We start from the raw sequence: 26,113 nt of genomic DNA, 5'->3' as shown, positions 1-26,113 counted from the left end.
CCTCGCCTAATCCTCCCTACGCAAAGCGTGGGGAGGGGGACCATGCGAAGCATGGTGGAGGGGCAAATGCGCAACGTCAGCCCCATTCCCCTCCACCACCGCTTTTAGCGGCGGTCCCCCTCCCCATCTATCGATGGGGAGGATTTTTTACGTCGCCCGTTCTCAAACCCCCACAGCACAAAATGCCGCCCCGGTTCCTCAAAAAACCTCACCCCCATCATCAACCCACCCAAATTGGCGCATCCGACCGCAGCCGGGGGATAGTCTCTCCCTCATAACCAACGCCTGAGAGTTTCCTGATGACGCTGACTCCCAACCGGTCCCTGATCGATGTCGACCGCGATCACCTGATCCACCCCGTCACTTCCTTCCGCGGCCATGAAGCACGCGGCGCGACCCTGCTGCAAAGCGGCAAGGGCATGTGGCTGACGGACATGGACGGCAAGGAATTGCTGGACGCCTTCGCGGGCCTGTGGTGCGTCAATGTCGGCTATGGCCAGGAAAGCATTGTGGAGGCCGCTGCCGAGCAGATGCGCCGCCTGCCCTATGCCACCGGCTATTTCCACTTCGGCAGCGAACCCACCGTGCGCCTGGCGGAGAAGCTGGTCGACCTCAGCCCCCAGGGCCTCGACCATGTCTATTTCACCCTGGGCGGTTCCGACGCGGTGGACAGCGCGATCCGCTATATCGTCCATTATCACAATGCCATTGGCCGCCCGGACAAGAAGCAGTTCATTGCCCTGGAACGCGGCTATCACGGCTCCAGCACGACCGGTTCCGGCCTGACCGCGCTCGCCAATTTCCACCGCAATTTCGACCTGCCGCGCCCGTGGCAGCATCATATTCCGTCGCCTTATCCCTATCGCAGCGACCTCAGCGACGACGCCGCGATCATCGCGCGCTCGGTCCAGCAACTGAAGGACAAGGTCGCGGAGCTTGGCGCCGACAATGTCGCCGCCTTCTTCTGCGAGCCGATCCAGGGCTCCGGGGGCGTCATCGTGCCGCCCACGGGCTGGCTCAGGGCGATGCGCGATGCCTGCACCGAACTGGATATCCTGTTCGTGGTGGACGAGGTCATCACCGGTTTCGGTCGCACCGGCCCATTGTTCGCCTGCGAGGAGGAAGGCGTTTCCCCCGACCTCATGACCCTCGCCAAGGGCCTCACCTCCGGCTATGTCCCCATGGGCGCAGTGCTCCTGTCGGACAAGGTTTACCAAGGGATTGCGGACGGCGCCGCGCCCGAACTCGCCATCGGTCACGGCATGACCTATTCGGGCCATCCGGTGAGCGCGGCGGTGGGTCTGGAAGTGCTGCGGCTCTATACCGACGGCGGCATCCTCGCCAACGGCCGGAGCGTCGCCAGGCGTTTCGACGCCGGCATGAAGGCGATTGCGCAGCATCCGATGGTCGGTGACACACGCGGCCGCGGCCTGCTCGGCGCGATCGAGCTGGTGGCGGACAAGGCGACCAAGGAACGCTTCGACCCGGCCCTCAAAATCCCCGACCGCCTCTTCGCCCGAGGCTATAGGAATGGCGTCATTTTCCGCTCCTTCCCGGATAACATCATCGGCCTCGCCCCGGCGCTCTGCGCATCGGACGGGGAGATGGATGAGATTTTCGCGCGCATCCACAGGACGCTGGACGACCTGCTCGAAGAAGCGGATATTCGTGCGGCGATAGGATAAACGGGGGAGCTAGGCATATGTTGGGTGGCCCAAGACTGGACCGGATCGACCTCAAGATCCTGACGCAGCTTCAGCAATCCGGCCGCATCACCAATGTCGAGTTGGCCGACGCCGTGGGCCTGTCGCCCAGCCCCTGCCTGACGCGGGTGAAACGGCTGGAAAAGGCGGGCTACATCACCGGTTATGGCGCGCATATCAACCTGCACAAGCTGGGCGAATTCCTGACCGTCTTCACCGAAGTCACACTGACCGAACATCGGTCCGGGGACTTTTCCCGCTTCGAAACGCGCATCCGCAAGCTGGACGAGATCGTCGAATGCCATCTGGTCAGCGGCGGTTATGATTATCTGCTGAAATTCGTGACGCGCGGCGTGGCGCATTATCAGTCGATCATCGAAGGCATGCTGGAAAGCGATTATGGCATCGAGAAATATTTCAGCTATGTCGTGATCAAATCGCCCTTCATCAAACATCATTATCCGATCCAGCATCTGTTCGGTGAGCAAAAATGATCGACGACCTGCTTGAACCGCTCATCGCCTTCCGCCGCGACATCCACGCGCATCCGGAACTGGGATTTTGCGAACATCGGACGGCAGGTCGCATCGCGGAGCAACTCCGCGCGCTGGGGCTGGAGGTGCATGAGGGCATCGGCACCACCGGGGTCGTCGCAGTGCTGAGAAACGGCTCCTCCGGGCGCAGCATCGGCCTGCGCGCCGACATGGACGCGCTGCCGATCCATGAGCAGACCAACCTGCCCTATGCCAGCAAGATGGAAGGCACGTTCCACGGCTGCGGCCATGACGGCCATGTCGCGATGCTGCTGGGCGCGGCGCAGCATCTGACGCGCAGCCGCAATTTCGACGGCACGGTGAATTTCTTCTTCCAACCCGCCGAAGAGGGGCTGGGCGGCGCTCGCGAAATGGTGAAGGAGGGGCTGTTCGACCGCTTCCCCTGCGACCGCGTTTTCGGCCTCCACAACTGGCCCGACCTGCCCGCCGGCACCATCGCCACCCGCCCCGGCCCGATCATGGGCGCGGCGGACAAGTTCGAGATCACGCTCGAAGGACGCGGCGGCCATGCCGCCATCCCGCAGGACACGCCCGACGCGATCCTCGCTTCAGCGGCGCTGGTGCAGCAGCTCAACAGCATCGTCGCGCGGCGCATTGCGGCAACCTCTTCGGCGGTGCTGTCAGTCACCCAGATCCATGGCGGCCATGCGCATAATGTGATCCCGGCGGTGGTGACGATCGTCGGGACGGTTCGCACCTTCGACCCCAAGGTGCAGGATGTGATCGAGAAGGCGATCCGCCAGATCACGGCGGGCGTGGCGCTGGCCCATGACCTGACGGCGAATGTTGATTATGACCGCTATTATCCCGCGACGATCAACGATGACGAGGCCGCGCAGGAAGCCCTTGCCGCGGCCGCGACGGTGGGCAATGCCCAACTCGCGCCGGAGCCCGCCTTCACGTCGGAGGATTTCGCCTTCATGCTCCAGGCGTGCAAGGGCGCCTATATCTGGCTTGGACAGGCCCGGCCGCAAGGCTCCGTGCCGCTGCACAACCCGCATTATGACTTCAACGACGATGTGCTCGGGCTTGGCGTCCGTCTGCATGTCGCGCTTGTCGAGCAACAGCTCGCGCTAGCCTGACGGCTGCTACCGGCCATTTGTAGCCGTTCAACAGTTCGTCATTCCCGCGAAAGCGGGAACCCATCTCCCAACCTTGCATCAGGCAGTTCGCTCAGGAGATGGGTCCCCGCTTTCGCGGGGATGACGGATAAGCGGACCGTCCGACATCCACCCATTGCATCACAAACTGAACCCAAAGCCGATCACCGCCATGGTCGACTTCACCGCCTCCCCCTGCGACCGCGCCAGAGCCCGCGTATCCCCCAGCAGCCTTTCATGCACCACGCCCGCATAGGCGTTGATCCTGTCCGTCAGCCGATAGCGCAACCGCACCGTCGCCTCCCCTTCGGTAAAGCCGGGCCGCACCGCTTCCATGTCGATGCCCTGCGCGGACCAGCCGACCGCCACGCGCGGTTCCAGATAGAGCCGCCGCGTGATCGGCAGGGCATAGATGACCTGCCCTTCGCCCGTGAGATTCCCCTTGTCCGACAGGAATGCATAGGTTTCCCAGTTCAGGCGCGATCCGATCTGCCCCAGAATCCCAAGGGCTGCATGGGCATCACGCGGATGCGGCTTGAAATCCTTGCGCACCCCCGCAAGCAGCACGGTGTTTCCGCTTATGGTCCGGCCGTAGAAAAGCCGCGCCTGCACCTCATCGATCTGCCCGCCCAGCGCGCCACCGCCCTGGAGCACCAGCATCGCCTGATCGGTGGAATCTCCATAGGAAAAGGTGCCATCCCAGAGGAAGGCGTCGCCCTCCCTCCCCGTGCGCAGTTCGACAAGATCGAAGCCACCGCTGAGCGATGCCGCATCATCGTCCCGTGCCAGGGCAGGGCCGCCCGCCAGCAACGCGCAGACACAAAAAAGAAGGCCTGATAAGGCGCGCACAAATCTACCCAGAATATTTTCGTTATTCAGAGGAGACTATGAGACGCCAGACGGCGCATGCGCGCGAAGGGGCCACATCACGCCGCCAATCATGACAAACTGTTACCGGACGGCAGCAGATCGTGCCGCATTGATAATCAAAACCAGAAGCGCACGCCCATCACCAGACTGGTGGCCGAAGCCCTCTCCCCCCCGGCCCGGGCAAACCGCGCCGTATCCCCCAGCTTCCGTTCCCAATTCACGCCGACATAAGGCGCGAACTCCCGCGCAAACTCATAGCGCAGACGCAGGCCCAGCTCGATATCGGAAATACCCGACCCAATGCCCAGCTCCGGCACGTCCTGCGCGGCGATGTTCACCTCCGCCGCTGGTTGCAGGATCAGGCGCTGGGTGATGCGCTGATCATAGCTCCCTTCCAGCCGCAGATGCGCGTCGCCCTTGTTGGACAGGAAGGCCTGCGCGCTAACCTCGAACCAATAGGGCGCAAGCCCCTCGATCCCGACCACCGCATAGGTCCGCTGCGGGTCGGGACGGATATCGTGGCGCACCCCTGCTTCCAGATTGAACCAGGGGTCGATCGCGCGGCTGTAAAGCGCCTGGATCTCGGCACTTTCCAGACGCCCACCGACTTCGCCCTCGCCCTCGCTCTTGAAGGCGAAGCGGTTGATGTCCCCGCCGATCCAGCCCTCGCCTTCCCAATGATAGCCGTCCGCGCCCTTGCCCAACCGATATTCCAGCCGGTCGAGCATGATCTGGGAGAAGCTCATCCCACCGCTCTCCTTGAGCATTGCAGCGCGGGCGCGGGCCATTGCGGCAGGGCTGTAAAAGGCTTCGGCGGCATGATCGGACGGGACTGGCGGCGCCTCACCCTTGGGAATGCCGTCGTCAGCCGCGGGCTGACCATGACCGGCATGCGGATCGTCGGCGGCGGGCGCCTCCTCAGCCGGCTCCATGGCGCCATGATCCATATGGCCATGGTCCATCTCCTGCGCCAGCGCGGGCGCCGCAACGGAAGCCAGCAACAGTGCGGCGGCGGAAACAAGCATCCTCATGCCACCTCTCCCCCATGGCGCACGGTCACGACGCGCATCATCCCCGCGTGCATGTGCATCAGCATGTGGCAGTGAAACGCCCAGTCGCCCAGCGCATCGGCGGTCAGGTCGAAGCTGACCTTCCCCCCCGGCAGCACATTGACGGTATGTTTCATGGGATTATGCTCGCCCGCGCCCGTTACCAGTTCAAAAAAATGACCATGCAGGTGGATGGGATGGGGCATCATCGTATCGTTGATCAGGTTCACCCGCACCCGCTCCATATGGCGGAAGGGGATCGGATCGGCGCCGTCGGACAGCTTCACCCCGTCGAAGGACCACATATAGCGCTCCATGTTCGCGGTCAGGTGGATGTCCAGCGTTCGCGTGGGCGTTCGCCTGTCCCGGTTCGGATCAAGCGATTTCAGGTCCGCATAGGTCAGCACCCGGTGATCGACATTCTCCAGCCCCGTCGGCCTGTCCCCAGTCCGATCCGCGGGCATGGGCGAAAGGGTGGCGACCCCCGGCCCCATCTTCACCTGCGGCGCGACGGACGGATCGCGCATCTTCATCGAATGGCCGGACATGCTCTCATTGGCAGGCTGGCTGAGGTCGATGACGCCGCCCTGCCCCATGGCCATGCCCGACATGGCCCTGCCCATGTCCTTCCTGCCCAGCAGCGGCCGTTCGCGCACCGCCGGCACCTCCGCAGCCATGCCGATGCGCGGCGCCAGCGTCGCGCGGACAAGGCCGGACCGGTCGATGGCCTCCGCGATCAAGCCATAGGGCTTCGCCTCGGTCGGCTGCACCACCACGTCATAGGTTTCCGCAATGCCGATCTGGAACTCATCCGTCTCGACCGGCTGCACATGCTGGCCGTCGCACTGCACCACCGTCATCGGCAGGCCGGGCAGGCGCACGTTGAAATTGGTCATCGCCGAAGCGTTGATGATCCGCAGCCGCACCCGCTCGCCCGGCGTGAACAGGCCGGTCCAGTTCTCCGCCGTCCCATGGCCGTTGACAAGAAAGCTGTAGGTGGAACCGGTGACATCCGAAATATCGGTCGGGTCCATCCGCATCGCCCCCCATTCGCGGCGATCCCCGGCGCTCTGGTCCTTGCCCTCCAGCAATCCGGCCAGCGTCTGCTTCTGCATGTTGAAATAGCCGCCCGCCTGCTTGAGGCGCTTCAGCAGCACATGCGGATGGATCGGGCTCCAGTCGGACAGGATGATCACATGCTCGCGCGTGGATTCCACCGGATCGGCGCCAGCGGGGTCGATGACGATGGGGCCATAATGGCCCATCGCTTCCTGCATCCCCGAATGGCTGTGATACCAGTAGGTCCCCGATTGCCGGATCGGGAATTCATAGGTGAAGGTTTCGCCCGGCCTTATGCCCGGAAAGCTGACGCCCGGCACGCCGTCCATCTGGAAAGGCACGATCAGTCCGTGCCAGTGGATCGATGTATCTTCCCTGAGGCTGTTGGTGACGGACAGGCGGACATTCTGCCCCTCCCTGAGCCGGATCAGCGGCGCGGGCAGCGTCCCGTTGATCGTCACCGCATGGGCCGAGCGCCCCCCTGTCGAGAAATGGCTTTCCCCCACGGTGAGCGCGATATCCTCGCCGCTCAGCACCGCGGGAAGACCCGCCGTGCCGCTCTGCGCCCATGCGGGAAAGGCGCGGCTCAGGGCAAGCGCGCCGCCAAGGCCGCCCAGATTGCGGATCAGGCTGCGGCGATCGATGTCGGGAAAGTGAGTGGGCATGAGGATGCAAGTCTCTGCTTGAAGGACCGTTTCCCTCTATACGCGCCCAACCCCTCCACCCCTCACCCGTCATCCCTCAATTGTTCGGCCAATTTGTTGCGGGCGCGATAGAGCCGCGTTTCGACGGCCTTCTCGCTGATGCCCAATATCTGCGCGGCTTCGGCCTGGCTGGTGCCTTCGATCGCGCGCAGGACAAGCACATCCTTGAGATTGGCGGGCAGGGCAGTGATGGCGGCATTGATACGCTGCAATTCCGCCCGGCTATGCGCCGCCTCTTCCGGCGTCGGCGCGACATCGGCCACCGCGCCCGCCTCCTCGATCGGCCGGGCAAAGGCGAAGAAGCGCCGCACCGCCCGCCGCCGCGCCCAGTCATGGCATTTGTTTATCGCGATCCGCGCGATCCACAACCGGAACGGCCGCGCGCCGTCATAGCGGGCCAGCGCCGCGAAGGCGGAAATGAACGTCTCCTGCGTGATGTCCAGCGCCTCGGTCGCATCCCCCGCATGCCCCCGCGCCAGCCGGAACACGCCGTCGCGATGCCGCCGCATCAACTCGCCGTAGGCGCCCTGCTGCCCGGCGAGGGCGAGCGCGGCCAGTTCCGGGTCGCTGCGATCGGTGAGCGAGGGGCTCACTTTTCCGGCGCGGTCCGGGCCGGTTCGGTCAAAACCTTGACGACGGCAGCGTCGAACTGCGCCGCCTGATCAGGCCGCAGCACGGCGCGCATCGCAAAAATATGTTTCAGCGTCTCCTTTTGCAGCATTCCCATGACATGGTGGGAGCGATCCACGGCTTCGCCGACCTGGGGGCCATAGCCATGCTCGGCGGCGATCGCCTGCGCCAGCCGGGCATTGTCGGCGCGCATTTCCGCCTCCATGGCCTCCCGCCGCTTGGCGAAATCAGCCTCCAGCGCATGGATGCGCTGCTCCTGACGCTCGTCGAGCTTCAGCTTCTCGTGAAGAAGGGCATGGACCTCGCTCTCGACGCGCGGTTCCGGCGCGATCCAGACCCGCGCGACCAGTACCGCCGCCAGCGCCGCCGCGAAAGCCACCAGCGCGACCAGCCCATAACGCGCCGCTCCCTTCATCTCCTACTGCCCCAGCAGGCGCGACGGCGCATAGTCGGACATGCCGATCATCACCGGCCGCGACGCCGCCTGCGCCGGCGCGCCCGGCCCAACGCTGCCGATCCAGCCGATGCCGATCGCGACGATCCCCGCCAGCGCCAGACTGCGTCGGGCGACGGCGCGTTCGCGTCGCGATGCCACGCCCGCCATCACCGTTCCTTCCATGTCCAACAGGCGCGGATCGGTCGGGCAATCCCGTATCTGGGCGCGGACATGGCCCAATAGCTGATCGAGATCGCTCATCATTCACACTCCATAGGGTCGTCCAAGGATACGCGCGGCATCGCTCAACCCCTCATGCAAAAATTCATGGGGTCTAGTCGAGGGGTTGGAAAAAACGATGCGTAATATCCCTTAATCGCAACCCGATTGGAGATTAGTGCCATGCGTCGCATCCTGTTTGCCGCCCTTGCCCTCGCCGCCCTGCCTTCCGTGGCGATGGCGCATCCCAAGCTGCTCTCGTCGACCCCGGCCGCCAACGCCACGGTCGCCAAGCCCACGAAGCTGACCCTCACCTTTTCCGAAAAGATGCTCGCTCCCCTGAGCGGCGTCGAACTCACCATGACCGGCATGCCGGGCATGGCCGATCACGCGCCTATGCCGATCAAGGGTTTCAAGACCTCGGTCGAAGGCGACGGCAAAACCATGGTCGTCACCCTGCCGCGCGCGCTGCCCGCGGGCAATTATGACATCGACTGGCATCTGGTCGGCGCCGATCAGCACAAGATTTCGGGCAAGTACAGCTTTTCGGTGAAATAAGCGCATGCCGCTGGACGGGGTTCTCGTCGCCACCCGCTTCGCGCTCTACGCCGATCTTGCCGCGCTCGCGGGCCTGCCGCTCTTCTGGTGGAGCATGGCGGAAGGCGGCAGGCGCCGGGGCGTGATCGCGGCTCTGGCGCTGGGAGGATTGGTCCTCTCGGCGCTATGGCTGCTCGCCAGCGCGGCGGGCATGGCGGGAACCCCGCTCCTTTCACCGGACTGGAGCGTCCTCGACATTTTGCTCCGGGAAACGCCGGTCGGCATGGTGCTGGGGGTACGCCTGGCAGCGCTGCTGCTGATCCTTCCGCTGCTGTTCCGGCGCGGCGCGGGCTGGAACGCCACGATTGCCCTGCCCGCCGCGATCGCCGCCGCGACGCTGGCATGGTCGGGTCATGCCGCCGCCAGCGAAGGACTGGCCGGCAGCGCGCACCGCATCGCCGACGCGCTCCATATATTCGCCGCCGCCGGATGGTGGGGCGCCCTGCTGGCCCTGCTGCATGCTGTGTTTTCGGGGCAGGAAATCGGCCGGACCGCCCGGATGCTGGAGCGTTTTTCCCTGTTCGGCACGATCTTCGTCGCAACGCTGATCGTGACGGGGGCCTTCAACGTCGTGATGATCATGGGCATCGCCCAGTTGCCCGTCCTTCTGCACAGCCTCTACGGCTGGTTGCTTCTGGCCAAGCTGGCGCTGTTCGGGGGGATGTTGCTGCTCGCCGCCGCCAATCGCTGGTGGCTGACGCCCAGGCTGGCGGACGGGGATGCCGTCGCCCATCTGCGCCTGTCGCTGCTCCTAGAAACAACGCTGGCGCTGACGATACTCGGCCTGGTCGCTGCGCTCGGAACGCTCGATCCGATGGCCTGAAGCCTGCCGACCGGCTCAGACCCAGCCTTCCAGCACCTGATTGGGCGGCCGATGCCCATCGACCCAACTGCGGATATTGGCGATCACCCGCGCGCCGGTCGCATCGCGGCCTTCAATCGTCGCGGACCCCATATGCGGCAACAGCACGACATTGGACAGCGCGAGCAGTCGCGGATCGATCGCCGGCTCATGGGCATAGACGTCCAACCCCGCCCCGGCGAGCCGCCCGTCCGAAAGCGCGGCGATCAACGTCGGTTCGTCCGTGATCTCCGCGCGGGAGGTGTTGATGAGATAGGCGTCGGGCCGCATCAGCGCGATCCGCCGCGCGTCGATCATGCCCCGGCTGTCGGCGTTGAGCGGACAGTGGATCGAGACGATCTCGCTCGCCTTTAGCAGCGAATCCACATCCGGATGCCAATGGGCCTGCAATTCCTGCTCCACTTCGAATGGCAGGCGGTGGCGATTGTGATAGGCGATGGACAGACCGAAGGCGGCAGCGCGGCGGGCGACGGCACGGCCGATGCGGCCCATGCCGATAATGCCCAGCTTCTTGCCGCCGATGCGATGCCCCAGCATGCTCGATGGGCTCCAGCCGGTCCAGGCGCCGGATCGCACCAGCTTCTCCCCTTCGGCCAGCCGGCGCGGCACGGACAGGATCAGCGCCATGGTCATGTCGGCGGTATCCTCGGTCAGGACGCCGGGCGTGTTGGTGACGATGATCCCCTTGGCCCGGGCGGCAGCCAGGTCGATATGGTCGACGCCGCTGCCGAAGCTGGCGATCAGCTGCAACCGATCCGGCGCGGCCTCGATCAGGCCTGCGTCGAGCTGGTCGGTGACGGAGGGCACCAGCACGTCGCACTGCGCCATGGCCCGCGTCAGCGCGGCGCGGTCCATCTGCACATCGCCGATATTGAAGGCGGTGTCGAACAGTTCGGCCATGCGCGCCTCCACATTGGGGGGCAGGCGGCGCGTGACAATGACGCGCGGCTTGGCGGGGCGCGGTTTCTTGGCCATATCCGGCCGCTATTCCCCGCAGGCACGATGGTCAAGCACTTATCCCGAATGCGCAAGAGAGCAGTTTCGCTGATGACCGCCAGCGGCTATGGTCGCGCATCGCATGTTGGGGAAGACAAGGGCATGAAGGGCTATCTGGGCGCAGGCATCGTCGCGATGCTATGCTGGACGGGCGGAGCATGGGCCGCGCCTGCGAAGCCGGTTCCCTATTGGGCTTCGCTGACCCAGGACGAAGCACGCATGCGCGTCGGGCCAAGCCTGGATTACCCGTCCAGCTGGGTTTATCGCCGCCGCGACCTGCCGGTGAAGGTGGTGCAGGTGCTGGGCCTGTGGCGCAAGGTGGAGGATTCGAGCGGCACCCAGGGCTGGATGCATGTCCGCCTGCTGAGCGATACGCCCACCGCCATCGTCACAGCCGATATCGCGTCCATGCGGAATTCCCCGCAGGATGATGCCCGCGCCATCTACCGCGCGCAAAGGGGCGTGGTGGGGCGGCTGTCTTCCTGCGGCAAGGGCTGGTGCGCTTTCGAGGTGGGTGGGCAGAAGGGCTTCGTCCGCGCTAACGATGTCTGGGGCGCGACGGAATAAGCTACTCCTTGGCCGGTGCGTCATGCATCAGCCGCTTCACCAACGGCGCCAACAGCATGACCACTACACCCGCGCCGACCGACCACCAGCCGATCTGGCCATAAACCGCCAGCACGGCGTCGCGGGAAGCCGCGCCCCGCTCTCCGCCCGTGGCGGCCGCGATCAGCCCGGCGGCATATTCGCCCAGCGCCATGGCCAGGAACCAGATGCCCATCATCAGCCCGATCATGCGGGAGGGCGCCAGCTTCGACATGGCGGACAGGCCCACCGGCGACAGGCAAAGCTCCCCGATGGTGTGGCAGAGATAGAGCAGAAAGATGAACAGCACCGGCGTCAGCGTTCCCGGCGCGCCCGTCCCCGCCACCAGGATCAGGAAACCCGCGCCGACCAACGCCAGCGCCATGCCGAACTTGGCCGGGGTAGAGGGTTCCCGGCCCCGCTTCGCCAGCCATATCCACAGCGCGGCGACGACCGGCCCGAACATCAGTATATAGGCGGCATTGACCGACTGGAACATCGACGCCGGAACGTCGAAACCCAGAATATGCCGATCCGCATAGCGATCAGTGAACAGGCTGAGCGACGACCCGGTCTGCTCATAGAGGCCCCAGAAGATCGGGTTGATGACCAGCAGGAACAGCGCCGCCAGCATCCGGTCGCGCCCAACCCGCTCCAACCGGCCAAAGGCTTCCCAGAGGATGTAGAGCACCACCGCCACGCTCGCCGCCGCCAGCATCCAGCCGACGATGACATGCTGCTGGATCAGGAACCAGCAAAGCGCGATCGCGGCGAGGCTGGAGAGGTAGACCAGCCATTCGCGGCTGATGATGCCGCCCACGCGCTGCGCCAGACGCGCGGGATCGGGGGCTTCGCCCCTGCCCTGCAACAGCGGCTTGCACAGCATGAAGCCGATGACGCCCGCGATCATGCCGACCGATGCCGCGCCGAAACCCCAGTGCCAGCCCCAGGCCTGCCCCAGATAGCCGCAGATCACCGGCCCGATGGTCGCGCCCAGATTGATGCCCATGTAGAAGATCGTATAGGCCGGGTCGCGCCGCATGTCGTCGCGCGGATAGAGCTGCCCCACCAGCGCCGACACGCTCGACTTGAGGAAGCCCGTGCCGGTGATGACGGTCGCCAGGCCCAGCCAGAAGAGGCCAAGGCCCATCGCCCCCGCATCGTCGCTTTCCAGCCCCAGGATCAGATGCCCCGCGGCGATCACGATGCCGCCGAACAGCACCGCCTTGCGCTGGCCCAGATAGCGGTCGGCAAGATAACCGCCCATCAGCGGCGAGATGTAGATCAGCGACATATAGGCGCCATAGACATAAGCGGCGTCGCGATCGGCGAAGAGGAAATGCTGCGTCAGATAGAAGATCAGCAGCGCGCGCATGCCGTAGAAGGAGAAGCGTTCCCACATCTCCACGAAAAACAGCAGGAACAGTCCGCGCGGATGGCCGAGCCATGTCTTGCCGGCCACGGCGGCAGTTGAAACGGAGGTCGCCATTCGGCCCCTTGTCCTATCTTGTTGAGGCGCCAGCCTAGAACCGAAATTATTCACCTGTCAAAGAAGGGCGATGCCCTTGCGTCACGGCGGTCCACAGGCCATCTGGGGCGCCATGTTCAATGACCGCAGCTCTCCGCTCTCGCTTCTCCAGACCCGCCGATCCGGCAAGCCCCGCGACCTGATCGCGCCGGGGCCGGACGCCGGGCAGCTCCGCACCCTGCTGGAGGTTGCGCTGCGCACGCCCGATCATGGCAAGCTGTCACCCTGGCGCTTCGTGATCGTGCCCCTTGAGAAACGGGAAGCCCTCGCGGCATTGCTGGAAGCTGCCTATCGCGCGGAAAAGCCGGAGGCGGGCCGTCTGGAAATAGAGGCGATGCACCAGTTCGCGCATCAGGCGCCCATGTTGGTCGTGGCGCTTTCCGCCCCGGTGGAAAGCAGCAAGATTCCGCTTTGGGAACAGGAACTGTCAGCGGGCGCGGCGATCATGAACCTGCTTCACGCGACCCATGCGCTCGGTTTCGCAGGCGGCTGGCTGACCGGCTGGCCCTGCTATAACGAGGATGTCCGAACAGCCTTCGCGCAGGGCAATGAGCGCATCGCCGGCTTCGTCTTCATCGGCACGCCCGGCAAGGAACAGGAAGAACGGCCCCGGCCGGAATATGATAATATAGTTTCCGTTTGGGACAGATAATTACACGATCCCCTTGGTTACGCGCAAGAGCATGGCTTGACCTGCACGGCTGTATTATGGCACTGATGCACCATGGCCGACGACTCCAAACCCGTTTATCTCCGCCTGCGGGAGATCATCGCCGCCTCCATATTGGACGGGGATTTTCGCGACGGCGATCTGCTGCCTTCGGTGCGGGCACTGGCCGCGCGACAGGGTGCGAATCCGTTGACGGTGGCCAAGGCCTATCAATGTTTTCAGGATGATGGACTGGTCGTGGTGAAGCGCGGGGTCGGCATGTTCGTCGCGGATGGCGCCACGCGGCGACTGCGGGACATGGAGCGGGCGCGGTTTCTGGATGCGGTCTGGCCTCCGGTTGCGGAACAGATCAAGCGGCTGGGCATCAATGTCGAGGATTTGTGGATAGAGCGGGTCTAACCTTTCCGTCATTCCTGCCTTCGCGGGGATGATGTGAATATTGAATCGGCACGTCAGCCCCTCAATTCTGCATCTGATATTGCTTCAATAGATCATAAAGCGTCGGCCGGCTGATCCCCAACATCTTCGCCGCGCCTGAAATATTGCCGTCCGTGCGTGCAATGGCACGGCGGATCGCGCGACGATCGGCCATTTCCCGCGCCGCCTTGAGGTTCACGACATCGCCTCCGCCCGAATGCTCGCCGTCAAGATCCAGATCGGCGGCCGTGACATGCTTTCCATCAGCCATGATGACCGCGCGCTTCATCCGGTTTTCCAGCTCGCGCACATTGCCCGGCCAGCCCCAGCCATCCAGCGCCGCAAGCGCATCGGGCGCCAGACCCTTGACCAGCGGATTCATGTCCTTGGCAAAGCGATTGAGGAAATGCCGCGCGAGCAGCGCCGGATCGCCAGGCCGCTCCCTGAGCGCCGGTATGCGCACGACGATCTCCGCCAGCCGATAATAGAGATCCTCGCGGAACGTGCCCGCCGCGATCATCTCCTCCAGATTCTGATGCGTTGCACAAACGATCCGCGTGTCCACCGATATGGGCTGACGCCCGCCGATCCGCTCGATCATCCGCTCTTGCAGGAAGCGCAGCAGTTTCACCTGCAATGCCAGCGGAATATCACCCACTTCGTCGAGGAACAGCGTGCCGCCCTGCGCCAGTTCGATCTTGCCGGGCGTGGTCTTGATGGCTCCCGTAAAGGCGCCCTTCTCATGCCCGAACAATTCCGCTTCCAGCAGGGTTTCCGGGATCGCCGCGCAATTGATCGCGACGAAGGCGCCGTCGCGCCTTGGACTGGCATCATGCAGGCCCTGCGCCAGCAATTCCTTGCCTGTGCCGCTCGCCCCCAGCAGCAGCACGGAAACGTCCGCCCCCGCCACGCGCTCGATGGTGCGGGCGACCTTCATCATTTCCGGCGCCGCGGTGATCAGCCGCCCCAACACCCGCCCGCCTTCCGGCGCGGTTTCGGCAAGCCGCGCATTTTCCTTTTCCAGCGCATGGACATGAAAGGCGCGACGAACGATCAGGCCCAGTTCGTCGATGTCGACCGGCTTCTGGTAGAAATCATAGGCGCCACCCGAAATGGCATTCAGCGCGCTTTCCCGCGCGCCATGGCCGGAGGCGACGATGACCTTGGTATCCGGCTTGATGCGCAGGATTTCCGCCAGCGTCGCAAAACCCTCGCTGGTCCCGTCTGGATCGGGCGGCAGGCCCAGGTCCAGCGTCACCACATCAGGCGCCTGCTCGCGCAGCATTTCAATCGCCTCCTCGCGGTCGCCGGCGATGAAGAGCTGATATTCCTCATAGGCCCAGCGCAATTGCCGCTGTAACCCCGGATCATCCTCCACGATCAGCAATTTCGGTCGCGTGTCGCTCATCAGGCGGCCTTCCCCTTGAAATCCCCCGGCGCCAGCGGCAGGCGCAGCGTGAAACGGCTCCCTGCTCCCGGCTTGCTTTCCACATCGATCCGACCGCCCATGGCTTGCGCCAGCGCCCGCGCCTCGAACGCGCCAATGCCGAAGCCGCCCGCCTTGCTGGACGAAAAGGGCTTGAACAGCTCGCGGCGGATAAACTCCGCGGTCATGCCCCGGCCATGGTCGATCACCTCCAGCAGCACGCCGTGACCGTCGGCAGACAGCCCCAGTTCCACCGGGCTGTCGGACGCACTGGCGTCGATCGCGTTCTGAAGCAGGTGGATCACGATTTGCTCGACCCGCGCCGGATCGGCCAGCACCAGCGGCGCGTCGCCGGTGAGGCGTATCTCATGCTGGCGCGCACGGGTACGCGCGACCTGCTGCAACACGTCGCGCAACGCCAGGGGACGCGGCTCCTCCGCCCGCCCCTTGTTATGCTGCGACAGGCGGGCGAGCATGTCGTTCATCTTGCCCACCGATTCCTTGAGGGTCAGCACCATGTCGGCGCGAAAATCGGGATTGTCGGCATGCCGCTCAGCATTGCGAGCGAGCAGAGAAAGCTGGCTCACCAGATTCTTGACGTCATGGATGATGAAGGCAAAGCGGCGGTTGAACTCCTCGAAGCGCTGCGCGTCATCCAGCGCCTGCTGCCCCTGCGCCTCGCTCAAATAGCTGGCCGCCTGCCGTCCGGCGGCGCGCAGCATGTCGAAATCCTCCCAGTCGAGCCGCCGGTCGATCGGCGGGCGGGCCAGCAGGATCGCGCCGATCAACCGCCCGAAATGGATCAGCGGCACCAGCGCCCAGGCCCGGCGGTCAAGGCTCATCCAGCCGGGGGCGCTGACCTCTCCCGCGCCGGTCGGCGGACGATCAATATCGATGATCCAGCCGCTCTGTTCGATCAGCGCGGCAAGCGGAGCCGGCACGACCGCACCGTCCGGCAGATCGCCGGCCCAGTTCCAATGCGTCTCGAAGGACAGCGCGCCATCCTCGGCCCGCAGCATCAGCAATGCGGCCGGGGAGTCAGTGATGTCAGCCACCGCCTTCGCCACGCGTTCGCCCAGCGGCAGGCCATTATCGCCCGCCCGCCCGATCGTATCGCCAAAGCGCATCCATTCGGTGCGGTAATCATAGCGGTGCTGGAAGAAATGCTTGGCGACCTGCACTTTCCAGAAGGCGCGCATCCGGCGGGAGGGCAGCAGCACCAGCGCGCTCACCGCCATGAAGAAAACACAGCCGATTTCGACGACCCGCGCATAAGGGCCGGCCACCAGTTCCACCAGCACCGCCGCCGCCGCCAGCACGACGACATAGAGCGCCACCGCCGCCAGCGAGAGCGATTGCAGCGTCAGCGCGCGCGACAGTTGCAGCCGGCCCGCCATGTCGTTGCGCATCCCTATCGCAATGACCGGCGCCAGCAACGCCATCATCGGCCCGCGCAACGCATAAAGCTCGTTCGCGCGATGCATCGCAAAAGTGCCGATGGCGTAAAGATTGAGGTCATAGGTCCACATCGCCGCCAGCGCGCCGAGCAACAAGGCAACCCGCCCCCGCTCTCGCGTCGGCCAACTGATGTAGAGATGGTGGACCAGCATCAGGCTGCCGATCGCAGTCATCATGTGCAGCACCAGCGAGACGTGGATGAGCGCACGATGCAGTTCGCTGCCGCTCGGCAATTGCCGCCAGATGAGATCGGTGAAGGTCTGGAGCAGAATCAGCCCCGCCACCGCCGCATAGACCGAGCCGATGGCTATCAGCGACCCGCCGCGCGCCACTCCGCCTCGCCGCAGCATCGCGAACAGCAGCAGCAGCCAGGCCGCGTTGCGGATATTCTCGCCAATGCCGGTCAGCGGCTTGTCCACCCCGCCGAAGGAAACATAAAGCGACCAGCAGGAAGTCAGCAACAATGCGGCCGCCAGCAGGCGCTGTTCGGCCGCCTCGTCCCGGCGACGCAGGATGAAGATGCCCAGCGCCGCGAACAGCACGGCGGCCAGCGCATGGCCCCAGTCTCCGATGAATTGCAGCAGCATGCTCATCGCCCCTCCTTCACCGAGCCCCTTCCGGCCAGAGGACGACCCGCAGCGTCTGGATCAGGATCAGCAGATCAAGGAAGGGCGTGTAATTCTTGGCGTAATAAAGGTCATATTCCAGCTTGTGCCGGGCGTCCTCGATCGACGCGCCATAGGGATAGTTGATCTGCGCCCAGCCGGTGATGCCGGGCTTTACCATATGCCGCTCGGCATAATAGCGCAGATGCTGCTCCAGATCCTCGACGAACTGGCGGCGTTCCGGGCGCGGGCCGACGAAGCTCATCTCCCCTTTCAGCACCGTCCAGGTCTGCGGCAATTCATCGATGCGCAGCTTGCGCAGCCAAAGCCCAAGCCGGGTGATGCGCGGATCGTCCCGCTCTGCCCAGATCGCCTGGCCCGCGACTTCGGCATCCTGCCGCATGGTGCGCAGCTTCACGATCCAGAATTCCTCGCCGAACAGGCCAACGCGCTGCTGGCGGTAAAAAGCGGGACCCTTGCTGTCGAGCTTCACCAATATCGCCGCAAGCAGGATGACCGGACCTGTCAGGAGCAGCAGGATCGAACTGGCGATGAGGTCGAACAGCCGCTTGGCGATGCTGGAAATGCGGCGGCCGGCGGAAAAGCCGTCGGAGAAGATCAGCCAGCTCGGGTTGACGCTGTCCAGGTCGACCCGGCCCGTCTCGCGCTCCAGGAAAGTGGATATCTCGTTCACATGAACGCCCGTGGTCTTGATGCGCAGCAGGTCCGCCAGCGGCAGGGCATTGCGCCGCTCCTCCAGCGCCAGCACCACCTCGCTCGCGCCCAGCCGCACCACGAAATCGGCCAGATTGTAGATGGCGCCGCGGTTGATCGCTTCGGGGATCATCTGCGTGCCGTCGTTCATCGCGATATAGCCCACGACGAGGAAGCCCGATCCCTTGCGCTGCTCGATCTCCCGGATGCGGTTCGCGCGATTGCCTGCCCCCAGCACCACCAGCCGCCGCTTGAAGGCCTCCCCGCCCAGCATCGACCCCAGCAGGATGCGGATGGCCAGCAGCAGCGCGATCGCCAGCCCCATGGCGTAGAGCGAATTGGACCGCCAAAGCGTGATATACGGCAGCGCGAAATGCATGACCGACAGGAACAGCACGCCCAGCGAGATCGCCACCAGCAGGCGGGCGAGCGCATAGCGGATCGATTGCAGCGCCTCCGTGCCATAAACGCCCACGGCGATCATCGCAGTCTGGATCGCGATGCCAAAGCTCAACAGCGGCCCGGTTCGGGTGGAGACATGGGCGACATCCATGCCGATCTGATGAGCGCGCAATATCCACCCACCCTCGGCCGCGCCCAGCAGCAGCATGAAGTCCAGCACGCCCAGCAGCAGCACGGCGTGCGGAATATAATGTTTGAACAATCTTATCATTCGTCGCGCGTATCCCGCTGCGCCCCGCGGGCAAGTCAGAGGGCCGGATCAGCTTACAGCGACTGTAAGGAAATCCGACACTGACGACATAGTGCACGACAATCACAAAGAATTTCTGAACAGCCACGCGGGGACATCATCCCCCGCCCTCAATCATGATTGCGAAGCGCATCTGCTGCATTTTTGGCAGCGTCGCCCACCACATAGGCCGCGCTATCAGCGGACTCGCCCGCCTGCGTCGGGGCATCTGCCCGACGATCGTTGCGATCCTTGGTGATGTAGAAAAAGCCGATCGCCAGGATCAGCGCGATGGCGACCAGAACAAAGATGATCAAGCTGCCACGCGACCGGCGCGATATGGCATCCGGTTCATCCGAAGCCCTGCGTGGAATGGAGGATTCGGTCCTTCGATCCTCATCCATTCTCCTTCTCCCGATCCTGACATCCAGAGGCGGAGATAATAGCACAGATCATTCCAGGTCCGAGTCGGTATCTTCCCTGTTTTCCTTGGCGCTGCGGCCCCGGCTCAGCCGATCGACATCGTCCATGATCTCGTCCAGCACCGCCACATCTCTGGTTTCCTGGCTGCGGCGCGAGGGCAGTTCGCCATTTTCCAATATCTGCTCCAGCGCTGCCCGGCCGCGCGCGACCCGGCTCTTGATAGTGCCGACGGCCACGCCGCAGATCTCCGCCGCCTCCTCATAGGCAAAGCCCCCCGCGCCGACGAGAATCAGCGCTTCGCGCTGGGGCTGCGGCAATTGCAGCAGGGCTCGCTGCATGTCGGACAATTCGACATATTTGTCCTGACCGGCAGGCGCGGCAAGCAGGCGATCCGCCGCCAGATCGTCCCAATCCCCGCGAAAGCGCGACCGGCGCATCTGCGAGAGATAATGGTTGCGCAGGATGATGAAGGTCCAGGCACGCATATTGGTGCCCGCCTGGAAGCGCGACCGCGCGGCCCAGGCCTTGAGCAGGGTTTCCTGCACCAGATCGTCGGCCACGTCCCGATTGCCCGACAGGGATCGGCCAAATGCGCGCAGATGCGGGATCACCGCGGCCAGTTCGCTCTTGAAATCGGCGTCAGACAGGGTTTCGCGCTCCACATCCTGGCTCACGCCCTCGCTCATGGAAACAACCCCCTCATTGGCTGTCGTCCTCGCCGCATGAACCGAAGTCGTCAAAGCCATATGTGCGTCCGCATCCTAATCTTTTTCTTCTGAAGGACCAATTGCCGCAGCAGATTTAATAGCCCCACAATATCACGATCATCACGATAATCGCGAGCGTCAGCGAAACTCCCAGGACATAACGCACGATATGCGGCGTCGAGCCTGCCCGGGCTTCCTCGGTCGCAATGTGCCGTTCCTGTCCGGCCATGAGGCTTCTCCCGATCGTTACGCATGAATAACGCGAGTCGCAGATCGGAGTTCCCCTTTTCTGGCCTAATTTTCGTTGCATGAACCATTTGCGAATTGACCGCCTCTCGTTCACGGCCCCGGAAATCCGGCGAAAAACAGGCGCGAAGGTCAGGCCGGCGCGGTCGCTTCATCGAAGAACAGCGCCTGGGAAATCGCAGCCTTGACCGTGGAACGCTGGAACGGCTTGGTGATCAGGAAGGTCGGCTCGGGCCGTTCCCCAGTCAGCAAGCGTTCCGGGAAAGCGGTGATGAAGATCACCGGCACGGAGAATTCGGCAAGTATATCCTTCACCGCATCGATCCCGCTGGAATCATCGGCCAGCTGGATATCGGCCAGCACCAGCCCCGGCCGCTCCGCCATGGCTTCGCGCACGGCATCCTCCCGCGTGACGGCGATCGCGGTGACCTCATGACCCAGATCGCGGACGATGGTTTCGATATCCATGGCGATGATCGGCTCATCCTCGATGATCAGCACCTTCGCGCGGGTCTGCGCCTCGATCTCGCTCAACGCCTCCTTGACCAGCGCTTCCACGTCATCGCTGTCGAGGCCGATCAGATAGCCGACATCGTCCACCGTGAAGCCCTCCAGCGCGGTCAGCAGCAGCGCCTGGCGCGGCAACGGGGTCAGGCGGGCCAGCCGCGCCTGCGCGATCGCCTCCTGCCCGTCAGCGCCGGTCAGCACCGGCACGTCCTCCAGATGGGAGGACGACCAGATCGCATGAAAGATCTTGTAAAGGCCAAGGCGCGGATCGACAGCGGACGGGAATTCCTCCGGGGCTGCCACGATCGCTTCCAGCGTGGCGCGGACATAGGCATCGCCATGCGCCTGACTGCCGGTCAGCGCACGCGCATAACGACGCAGAAAAGGAAGGTGGGGGTGCAGTTGCTGACCAAGCGACATCAGTGAAAATTCTCCCAGCCCATCGGGCGCCCTGCCATGTCCCGGTGGGGACATGTTCGAAACGACTATATCAAAACATTCGCCGAACCGGGAGGATGGATGGACGATGCCGATGTGGCAAGCCCCTTCCCCCTTCTCTCCGCCAGTGGGCCGGCGGGCAAAAAATGCTTCGCCAAGGGAACCAACAACCGACGGATTTGTTTCACTGCCGTTCGGTTTTTTCAAAAATCCTTGGAATTTTGTGTTTTGATTTCCCGGGCGCTGAATTGACGCCATAGAGGAAAGCCGCAAGAAGAGCAGGCTGGCATGATATTGATGGCTGCAGAGGGGCGTGTTTTGGTTGCTTCAACGACGGAACGGGATGTGACGGGAGGGGACAGGAAAGATGTCGGCACCGGCACTCCAGCTTCTGGCGTGAAAAGCGGTGCCGGCCGCAGGAAACGCACCACAGTGGCGAAGGATGACGGCCAGGTCGCCAACGCGCTGCGATCCGTGTATCAACGGGCCGTGGACGAAGATATTCCCGCGGAGATGCTTGACCTTCTCAACAAGCTGGACTGAAATCTCCCTGATCGGCCGCGCGGAAGCAAGGCCGCAACGGGCGGAGGGGATATGGCGCTTCTGAAAAAATGCAGCGTCATATCGGACGGGCAGGCGATGCCCTCCCGGAAAAATCGGCGTTCGATGCCCAGCGTCAGGTAAATGGACACAAGCCCCGCAACGACGCCGATCGAAGGCATGCATCCGCCGCCCGCACCCTCCTTCATGCGCAGGTTGAACGCCGCGTCCCATTCCACCGGCGTCAAGATGTTCCTGATACTGACGCTGGCGCTGCTGCCGCTCGGCCTGATCGCGTTGGTGGCGTCCCTTCAGGCCATCCGCACGACCGATCTGGAAAAGGAAGCCCTGCTGCGCATCGCCGTCACGCAAAGCGCACGCAAATTGTCGGCTGACCTCGCATCGGACCGCACGGCGCTGATGCTGACCGCGAACAGCTTCGCCACCTCCGGTCCGGACAGGAATATGTGCGACCGGCTGTCGCTGTTCCTGACCGCCCATGATCGCGGCGGCGGCCGCTATTATATTTACGACCGGGGGGGGCGGCGCCTGTGTAGCTCTCCCCTGCCTGAGCCGGCGGGCCTGTCCCCTTCGATGCGCTTCGCCGGCGCGCCCGCGCAGTTGCTGCCGGGTTCGGCTTATCTGATCAGCCGCGCCCAAAGCGACAATGGCGCGATCGCCGCGATCGCCTATTATTCGCGCCCCTATCTGGAGGCGATGACCAGTTCCGCCGGCGCGTTGCAAAACCGGCAGATCACGCTCCAGCAGGGCCGTGCCAACTTGCTCATCACCCGCCCCGCCGGCCATTCGGGCGGCCACAGCACGACCCTGTCGGCGCGGCTCGACCCGCCCGACATCATATTGACCATGACGTTGCGTGATCCGCCCGTCACGGTCGCGCGCATGCTGTCGCTATTCCTGCCGCTGGTCATGTGGTTCGCGGCGGCGGCCATCGGCTGGTTCGTCGTCAATCGTCTACTCATCCGTCCGCTGGTCCTGCTGCGCCGCACGGTTGCCGCCTATCAGCCGGGCGAGGTTCTGGAACCGCTGCGCCGCATCCGCACCCCCGCGCAGGAAATCGTCGCGCTGGGCAACACCTTCCGCGAGATCAGCGAGGATGTCGCGACGCATGAAGCCGAAATGGCGGAGGGACTGGAAACCCAGCGCAAGCTGACGCGCGAAGTCCATCACCGGGTCAAGAACAACCTGCAAATCATCGCCAGCCTCATCAACCTGCATGCCCGATCGGCGCATGACGCCGAAGCGGTCGAGGCTTATGCGACGATCCAGCGCAGGGTCGATGCGCTTTCGGTCGTGCACCGCAACCATTATGCGGAACTGGAGGAACATCGCGGCGTCGGCGTGCGGTCGCTGATCAGCGAATTGTCGGCCAGCCTGCGCGGCACCGCCCCGGTCGACGCGCGGCGTTTCGGCATCCAGATCGATAGCGACAATCTGCATATCAGCCAGGATGTCGCCGTGCCGATCGCCTTTCTGCTGACGGAACTGGTTGAACTGGCCATGCTGTCCGACCCGCGCACCGCCATGCAGATATCGGTGCGATCGGAATCCGGCCGGAGCGACCGGGCCATATTGCACATCGTCTCGCCCGCTCTACGTGGATCGCCGGACATGACCGCCCGGCTGGAAGAGCGCTATGGCCGCATCCTCACCGGACTGTCGCGCCAGTTGCGCGCGCCGCTGGAGCATGACCCGGAAACCGGTGATTATGCGATCGCCATCACGGTGCTCCCATAGACAGGGTTTCCGGCATAGACAGGGCCTCCGGAAGTCGGCTGCGTTCCGTCAGGCGCGCCGATAATCACGGCGAAAATCAGCCGCAAAGCTCGCAAAACGGCTTTCGGCTATGCTGTCCCGGATTTCCTGCATCAGCGCCTGGTAGAAATGGATGTTATGCTGCGTCATCAGCATCGCGCCCAGCATCTCGCCCGCCTTCACCAGATGATGCAGATAGGCGCGGCCCCAGGTCGAGCAGACGGGACAGCCGCAACCCGGATCGAGCGGCCCCATATCCTCGGCAAAGCGCGCGTTGCGGATGTTGAGCGGCCCGGCCCAGGTAAAGGCCTGCCCATTACGCCCGCTGCGCGTCGGCAGCACGCAATCGAACATGTCGATGCCGCGCTCGACCGCACCGACGATGTCGTCGGGCTTGCCCACGCCCATCAGGTAGCGCGGCCGGTCCGCCGGCAGCATGCCGGGCGCGAAATCGAGCGTGGCGAACATCGCCTCCTGTCCCTCGCCCACGGCAAGGCCGCCCACCGCATAGCCGTCAAAGCCGATCTCGATCAGCTTTTCCGCTGAAATCCGCCGCAGCCCTTCATCCAGCGATCCCTGCTGGATGCCGAACAACGCGGCCCGCCCGGCATGTTCGCCGCCCGCGTCGAAGCCATCGCGCGAGCGCTTCGCCCAGCGCATGGAGCGCTCCATGGACCTGGCCGCCTCGTCACGCGTGCAGCCATTTTTGGTGCATTCGTCAAAAGCCATGACGATGTCGCTGTCGAGCAGACGCTGGATCTCCATCGACCGTTCGGGCGTCAGCATATGCTTCGACCCGTCGATATGGCTGGAAAAGGCGACGCCCTCCTCGCTCATCTTCGTCAATGCGCTGAGGCTCATCACCTGATAGCCGCCGCTGTCGGTCAGGATCGGCCGTTCCCATCGCATGAAGCCATGCAGGCCGCCCAGCCGCGCCATGCGCTCAGCGCCCGGACGCAGCATCAGATGATAGGTATTGCCCAATATGATGTCCGCGCCGGTCGCGCGCACCTCTGTCGGGCGCATTGCCTTGACGGTGGCGGCAGTGCCCACCGGCATGAAAGCGGGCGTGCGGATTTCACCGCGGCGCATCCGGATCGCGCCGGTGCGCGCCTTGCCGTCGGTCGCGGCGATCGAAAAGGAGAAGCGGGGATTGGTCACGATCCGCGCTCTAGGGTGGAAAACCGTGCCCGACAAGGCCCGCGAAGCGCGGTTCAGCCGTTCTTTCGCAGCCCGTCAAGGGCCACGACGGCGTCGATATTGAATCCCTCTACCCGGCGATAATTGCCGATGAAGCAAAGACAATCCGCAGACAGGCTGAGCCGCCATGACTCACCTTGCGCATCGTGCAGCAGCAGCGTCACAAGCTGCGTATCGGTTCGGGGCGTGTTCATGCCCCCGGTCGTAATTAATAAAGGTTAACAAAGGCCTGCGCCAAATTGGCATTGATTTCCAAACTCCCATTTTGTGGCATTAATACAACATTAACTCTGACAAGTCCCGCTTTTGGGCGACTCGCGCGCAACAGTCCGTAACAAAAATGGTTAATTCGGCAGCCATGCGCGCGGGGGTAGTTGCATAAGCCCCGCAACACTGTTCTCCTCACTCCCTGTCGCAATTTGGGGGCTCAGATGATTGATTCCGGGCGATTTAGTTCCGCGCGTGAACATATGGACGACCTGACCCCGGGCCATCTGGCGCCGGACGAAGATGCGACCCTTGTTGCCGTTACGGAAAGCATGGCTTCCGTCCCGGATATCGGCAAGTCGACGATGTTCGATCTGGGCCAGATCGACGTCAGCTGGGACCCGGCGGCGGCCACTCTATGGGCATTCATGACGCCTGCGAATCGGCCCAACTTCAGCCCTGCCATGCTGCGCGACGTCCGTTACTGGTATGTGGAAGCCAAGCGGCTGTTCGACGCCGGCCGGCTGCCCGTCAAATATATGGTGGCGGGATCGCGTTTTCCCGGCGTTTTCAACCTGGGCGGCGATCTGGAGCTGTTCGCCGGGTGCATAGAACGCGGCGACCTGCCCGGCCTGGTCGATTATGGCCATGCCTGCATCGACGTGGTGCACCGCACCTGGCGCAATGGCGACCTGCCGGTGATCTCGATCGCGCTGGCGCAGGGCGATGCGCTGGGCGGCGGGTTCGAAGCGCTGCTCTGCTTCGACGTGGTGATCGCCGAACGCAGTGCCCGCTTCGGCCTGCCGGAGATGCTCTTCGGCCTGTTCCCGGGGATGGGCGCCTATTCGATCCTCGCGCGCAGGCTGGGACGGCTGATGGCCGAACGCATGATCCTGTCGGGCAAAGTCTATACCGCGCAGGAGATGCACGACATGGGCATCGTCCATACGCTGGTGGAGGATGGCGAGGGCGAGCAGGCAGTGCGCGACTATGTCGCAGCCAGCCAGCCCCGTCATGCTGGCCATGTGGGCGTGTTCGAAGCGGGCCGGCGGGTTGACCCGCTCGATTATGAGGAACTCAAGGACATTGTGGAGAACTGGGCCGCCACCGCGCTCAAGCTCGATCCAAAGAATGTCCGGATGATGCGGCGTCTGGCTTCCGCCCAAACCCGCCTTCACAAGTAGGTCCCGCCTTCA

The 26,113-nt window shown here is 64.0% G+C and carries 29 protein-coding genes; 12 read left to right on the top strand and 17 right to left on the bottom strand.

The window, feature by feature from the left end; genetic code table 11:
* Nucleotides 1–299: 299 nt before the first annotated feature.
* From RUH75_RS10995 to RUH75_RS10985, 3 genes are read left to right on the top strand one after another with little or no spacing between them, the layout of a single operon-like run.
* Nucleotides 300–1,685, top strand: coding sequence for an aspartate aminotransferase family protein (locus RUH75_RS10995; protein ID WP_313805744.1), 1,386 nt, complete (start codon nucleotides 300–302; stop codon nucleotides 1,683–1,685).
* Between the two features lie 17 nt (nucleotides 1,686–1,702).
* Nucleotides 1,703–2,197, top strand: a complete 495-nt coding sequence (locus RUH75_RS10990) for a winged helix-turn-helix transcriptional regulator (protein WP_313805742.1) — start codon at nucleotides 1,703–1,705, stop codon at nucleotides 2,195–2,197.
* Nucleotides 2,194–3,339, top strand: coding sequence for a M20 aminoacylase family protein (locus RUH75_RS10985; RefSeq protein ID WP_313805740.1), 1,146 nt, complete (start codon nucleotides 2,194–2,196; stop codon nucleotides 3,337–3,339). The genes RUH75_RS10990 and RUH75_RS10985 overlap by 4 nt, the downstream gene beginning before the upstream one ends.
* Before the next feature lie 159 nt (nucleotides 3,340–3,498).
* Here the strand turns inward: RUH75_RS10985 and RUH75_RS10980 are convergent, their stop codons facing one another.
* The 6 genes from RUH75_RS10980 to RUH75_RS10955 all read right to left on the bottom strand — a co-directional run bounded on the left by RUH75_RS10980 (nucleotide 3,499) and on the right by RUH75_RS10955 (nucleotide 8,366).
* Nucleotides 3,499–4,206, bottom strand: a complete 708-nt coding sequence (locus tag RUH75_RS10980; protein WP_313805738.1) for a copper resistance protein B — start codon at nucleotides 4,204–4,206, stop codon at nucleotides 3,499–3,501.
* 137 nt (nucleotides 4,207–4,343) lie between these two features.
* Nucleotides 4,344–5,258, bottom strand: coding sequence for a copper resistance protein B (locus RUH75_RS10975; protein WP_313805736.1), 915 nt, complete (start codon nucleotides 5,256–5,258; stop codon nucleotides 4,344–4,346).
* Entirely contained in the window at nucleotides 5,255–7,000 is a 1,746-nt protein-coding gene (locus RUH75_RS10970) for a copper resistance system multicopper oxidase (RefSeq protein ID WP_313805734.1), read from the bottom strand. Before RUH75_RS10970 ends, RUH75_RS10975 begins: the two co-directional genes overlap by 4 nt.
* Nucleotides 7,001–7,062: 62 nt before the next feature.
* The gene (locus RUH75_RS10965) at nucleotides 7,063–7,632 is read right to left on the bottom strand and encodes an RNA polymerase sigma factor (RefSeq protein ID WP_313805732.1); all 570 of its coding nucleotides are present in this window, start codon (nucleotides 7,630–7,632) and stop codon (nucleotides 7,063–7,065) included.
* On the bottom strand, nucleotides 7,629–8,084 hold the full coding sequence (locus RUH75_RS10960) for a periplasmic heavy metal sensor (protein ID WP_313805730.1): 456 nt from the start codon (nucleotides 8,082–8,084) through the stop codon (nucleotides 7,629–7,631). Before RUH75_RS10960 ends, RUH75_RS10965 begins: the two co-directional genes overlap by 4 nt.
* Before the next feature lie 3 nt (nucleotides 8,085–8,087).
* Complete coding sequence (locus RUH75_RS10955) at nucleotides 8,088–8,366, bottom strand: hypothetical protein (RefSeq protein ID WP_313805728.1); 279 nt, start codon at nucleotides 8,364–8,366, stop codon at nucleotides 8,088–8,090.
* Nucleotides 8,367–8,507: 141 nt separating this feature from the next.
* Between RUH75_RS10955 and copC the strand changes: the two genes are divergently transcribed.
* Nucleotides 8,508–8,882, top strand: a complete 375-nt coding sequence (gene copC / locus RUH75_RS10950; protein ID WP_313805726.1) for a copper homeostasis periplasmic binding protein CopC — start codon at nucleotides 8,508–8,510, stop codon at nucleotides 8,880–8,882.
* Nucleotides 8,883–8,886: 4 nt separating this feature from the next.
* Nucleotides 8,887–9,744 (top strand): copper homeostasis membrane protein CopD, encoded by an 858-nt coding sequence (gene copD, locus RUH75_RS10945; protein ID WP_313805724.1) that lies wholly within the window; start codon nucleotides 8,887–8,889, stop codon nucleotides 9,742–9,744.
* Nucleotides 9,745–9,759: 15 nt separating this feature from the next.
* On the opposite strand, the gene RUH75_RS10940 is transcribed toward copD, so the two are convergent.
* Nucleotides 9,760–10,758, bottom strand: a complete 999-nt coding sequence (locus RUH75_RS10940) for a D-glycerate dehydrogenase (protein WP_313805722.1) — start codon at nucleotides 10,756–10,758, stop codon at nucleotides 9,760–9,762.
* A 123-nt stretch (nucleotides 10,759–10,881) separates the two neighbouring features.
* Here RUH75_RS10940 and RUH75_RS10935 point away from each other — a divergent pair, with 123 nt between their 5' ends.
* Nucleotides 10,882–11,346: an SH3 domain-containing protein gene (locus tag RUH75_RS10935; protein ID WP_313805754.1), complete on the top strand. Its 465-nt coding sequence runs from the start codon at nucleotides 10,882–10,884 to the stop codon at nucleotides 11,344–11,346.
* Nucleotide 11,347: 1 nt separating this feature from the next.
* Here RUH75_RS10935 and RUH75_RS10930 read toward each other — a convergent pair whose 3' ends face one another.
* Nucleotides 11,348–12,853: a peptide MFS transporter gene (locus RUH75_RS10930; protein ID WP_313805720.1), complete on the bottom strand. Its 1,506-nt coding sequence runs from the start codon at nucleotides 12,851–12,853 to the stop codon at nucleotides 11,348–11,350.
* 112 nt (nucleotides 12,854–12,965) lie between these two features.
* Here RUH75_RS10930 and RUH75_RS10925 point away from each other — a divergent pair, with 112 nt between their 5' ends.
* Nucleotides 12,966–13,544: a nitroreductase gene (locus RUH75_RS10925; protein WP_313805752.1), complete on the top strand. Its 579-nt coding sequence runs from the start codon at nucleotides 12,966–12,968 to the stop codon at nucleotides 13,542–13,544.
* A gap of 72 nt (nucleotides 13,545–13,616) precedes the next feature.
* Nucleotides 13,617–13,961 carry a GntR family transcriptional regulator gene (locus RUH75_RS10920; protein ID WP_313805718.1) on the top strand — a complete coding sequence of 115 codons (345 nt, stop codon included), beginning with the start codon at nucleotides 13,617–13,619 and terminating at the stop codon, nucleotides 13,959–13,961.
* Nucleotides 13,962–14,022: 61 nt separating this feature from the next.
* Here RUH75_RS10920 and prsR read toward each other — a convergent pair whose 3' ends face one another.
* From prsR to RUH75_RS10885, 7 genes are all read right to left on the bottom strand, one after another.
* Complete coding sequence (gene prsR, locus RUH75_RS10915; RefSeq protein WP_313805715.1) at nucleotides 14,023–15,387, bottom strand: PEP-CTERM-box response regulator transcription factor; 1,365 nt, start codon at nucleotides 15,385–15,387, stop codon at nucleotides 14,023–14,025.
* Nucleotides 15,387–17,456 carry an XrtA/PEP-CTERM system histidine kinase PrsK gene (gene prsK / locus RUH75_RS10910; protein ID WP_313805713.1) on the bottom strand — a complete coding sequence of 690 codons (2,070 nt, stop codon included), beginning with the start codon at nucleotides 17,454–17,456 and terminating at the stop codon, nucleotides 15,387–15,389. Before prsK ends, prsR begins: the two co-directional genes overlap by 1 nt.
* Before the next feature lie 10 nt (nucleotides 17,457–17,466).
* Nucleotides 17,467–18,855, bottom strand: a complete 1,389-nt coding sequence (locus RUH75_RS10905) for a TIGR03013 family XrtA/PEP-CTERM system glycosyltransferase (protein ID WP_313805711.1) — start codon at nucleotides 18,853–18,855, stop codon at nucleotides 17,467–17,469.
* A gap of 149 nt (nucleotides 18,856–19,004) precedes the next feature.
* Nucleotides 19,005–19,277, bottom strand: coding sequence for a hypothetical protein (locus tag RUH75_RS10900; protein WP_313805709.1), 273 nt, complete (start codon nucleotides 19,275–19,277; stop codon nucleotides 19,005–19,007).
* A 48-nt stretch (nucleotides 19,278–19,325) separates the two neighbouring features.
* Nucleotides 19,326–19,982, bottom strand: coding sequence for a sigma-70 family RNA polymerase sigma factor (locus RUH75_RS10895; protein ID WP_313805707.1), 657 nt, complete (start codon nucleotides 19,980–19,982; stop codon nucleotides 19,326–19,328).
* A gap of 115 nt (nucleotides 19,983–20,097) precedes the next feature.
* Nucleotides 20,098–20,232, bottom strand: coding sequence for a hypothetical protein (locus RUH75_RS10890; protein WP_313805705.1), 135 nt, complete (start codon nucleotides 20,230–20,232; stop codon nucleotides 20,098–20,100).
* A gap of 149 nt (nucleotides 20,233–20,381) precedes the next feature.
* Complete coding sequence (locus RUH75_RS10885) at nucleotides 20,382–21,176, bottom strand: response regulator (RefSeq protein ID WP_313805703.1); 795 nt, start codon at nucleotides 21,174–21,176, stop codon at nucleotides 20,382–20,384.
* A 99-nt stretch (nucleotides 21,177–21,275) separates the two neighbouring features.
* Between RUH75_RS10885 and RUH75_RS10880 the strand changes: the two genes are divergently transcribed.
* The 3 genes from RUH75_RS10880 to RUH75_RS10870 all read left to right on the top strand — a co-directional run bounded on the left by RUH75_RS10880 (nucleotide 21,276) and on the right by RUH75_RS10870 (nucleotide 23,492).
* A complete protein-coding gene (locus RUH75_RS10880) occupies nucleotides 21,276–21,446 on the top strand; it encodes a hypothetical protein (RefSeq protein WP_313805701.1) in 171 nt (56 codons plus the stop codon).
* Nucleotides 21,447–21,482: 36 nt separating this feature from the next.
* On the top strand, nucleotides 21,483–21,737 hold the full coding sequence (locus RUH75_RS10875) for a NepR family anti-sigma factor (RefSeq protein WP_313805699.1): 255 nt from the start codon (nucleotides 21,483–21,485) through the stop codon (nucleotides 21,735–21,737).
* Nucleotides 21,738–21,983: 246 nt separating this feature from the next.
* Complete coding sequence (locus RUH75_RS10870; protein WP_313805750.1) at nucleotides 21,984–23,492, top strand: sensor histidine kinase; 1,509 nt, start codon at nucleotides 21,984–21,986, stop codon at nucleotides 23,490–23,492.
* Between the two features lie 48 nt (nucleotides 23,493–23,540).
* On the opposite strand, the gene tgt is transcribed toward RUH75_RS10870, so the two are convergent.
* A complete protein-coding gene (gene tgt / locus RUH75_RS10865; RefSeq protein WP_313805697.1) occupies nucleotides 23,541–24,671 on the bottom strand; it encodes a tRNA guanosine(34) transglycosylase Tgt in 1,131 nt (376 codons plus the stop codon).
* A gap of 53 nt (nucleotides 24,672–24,724) precedes the next feature.
* Entirely contained in the window at nucleotides 24,725–24,904 is a 180-nt protein-coding gene (locus RUH75_RS10860) for a hypothetical protein (RefSeq protein ID WP_313805695.1), read from the bottom strand.
* A 276-nt stretch (nucleotides 24,905–25,180) separates the two neighbouring features.
* Here RUH75_RS10860 and RUH75_RS10855 point away from each other — a divergent pair, with 276 nt between their 5' ends.
* Complete coding sequence (locus RUH75_RS10855) at nucleotides 25,181–26,101, top strand: crotonase/enoyl-CoA hydratase family protein (RefSeq protein ID WP_409592346.1); 921 nt, start codon at nucleotides 25,181–25,183, stop codon at nucleotides 26,099–26,101.
* The last annotated feature ends 12 nt before the right edge of the window (nucleotides 26,102–26,113 follow it).

Origin of the sequence: Sphingobium sp. (assembly GCF_032153725.1) — a bacterium.
GTDB lineage: Bacteria > Pseudomonadota > Alphaproteobacteria > Sphingomonadales > Sphingomonadaceae > Sphingobium.
This window is presented reverse-complemented; position numbering and strand designations above follow the sequence as displayed.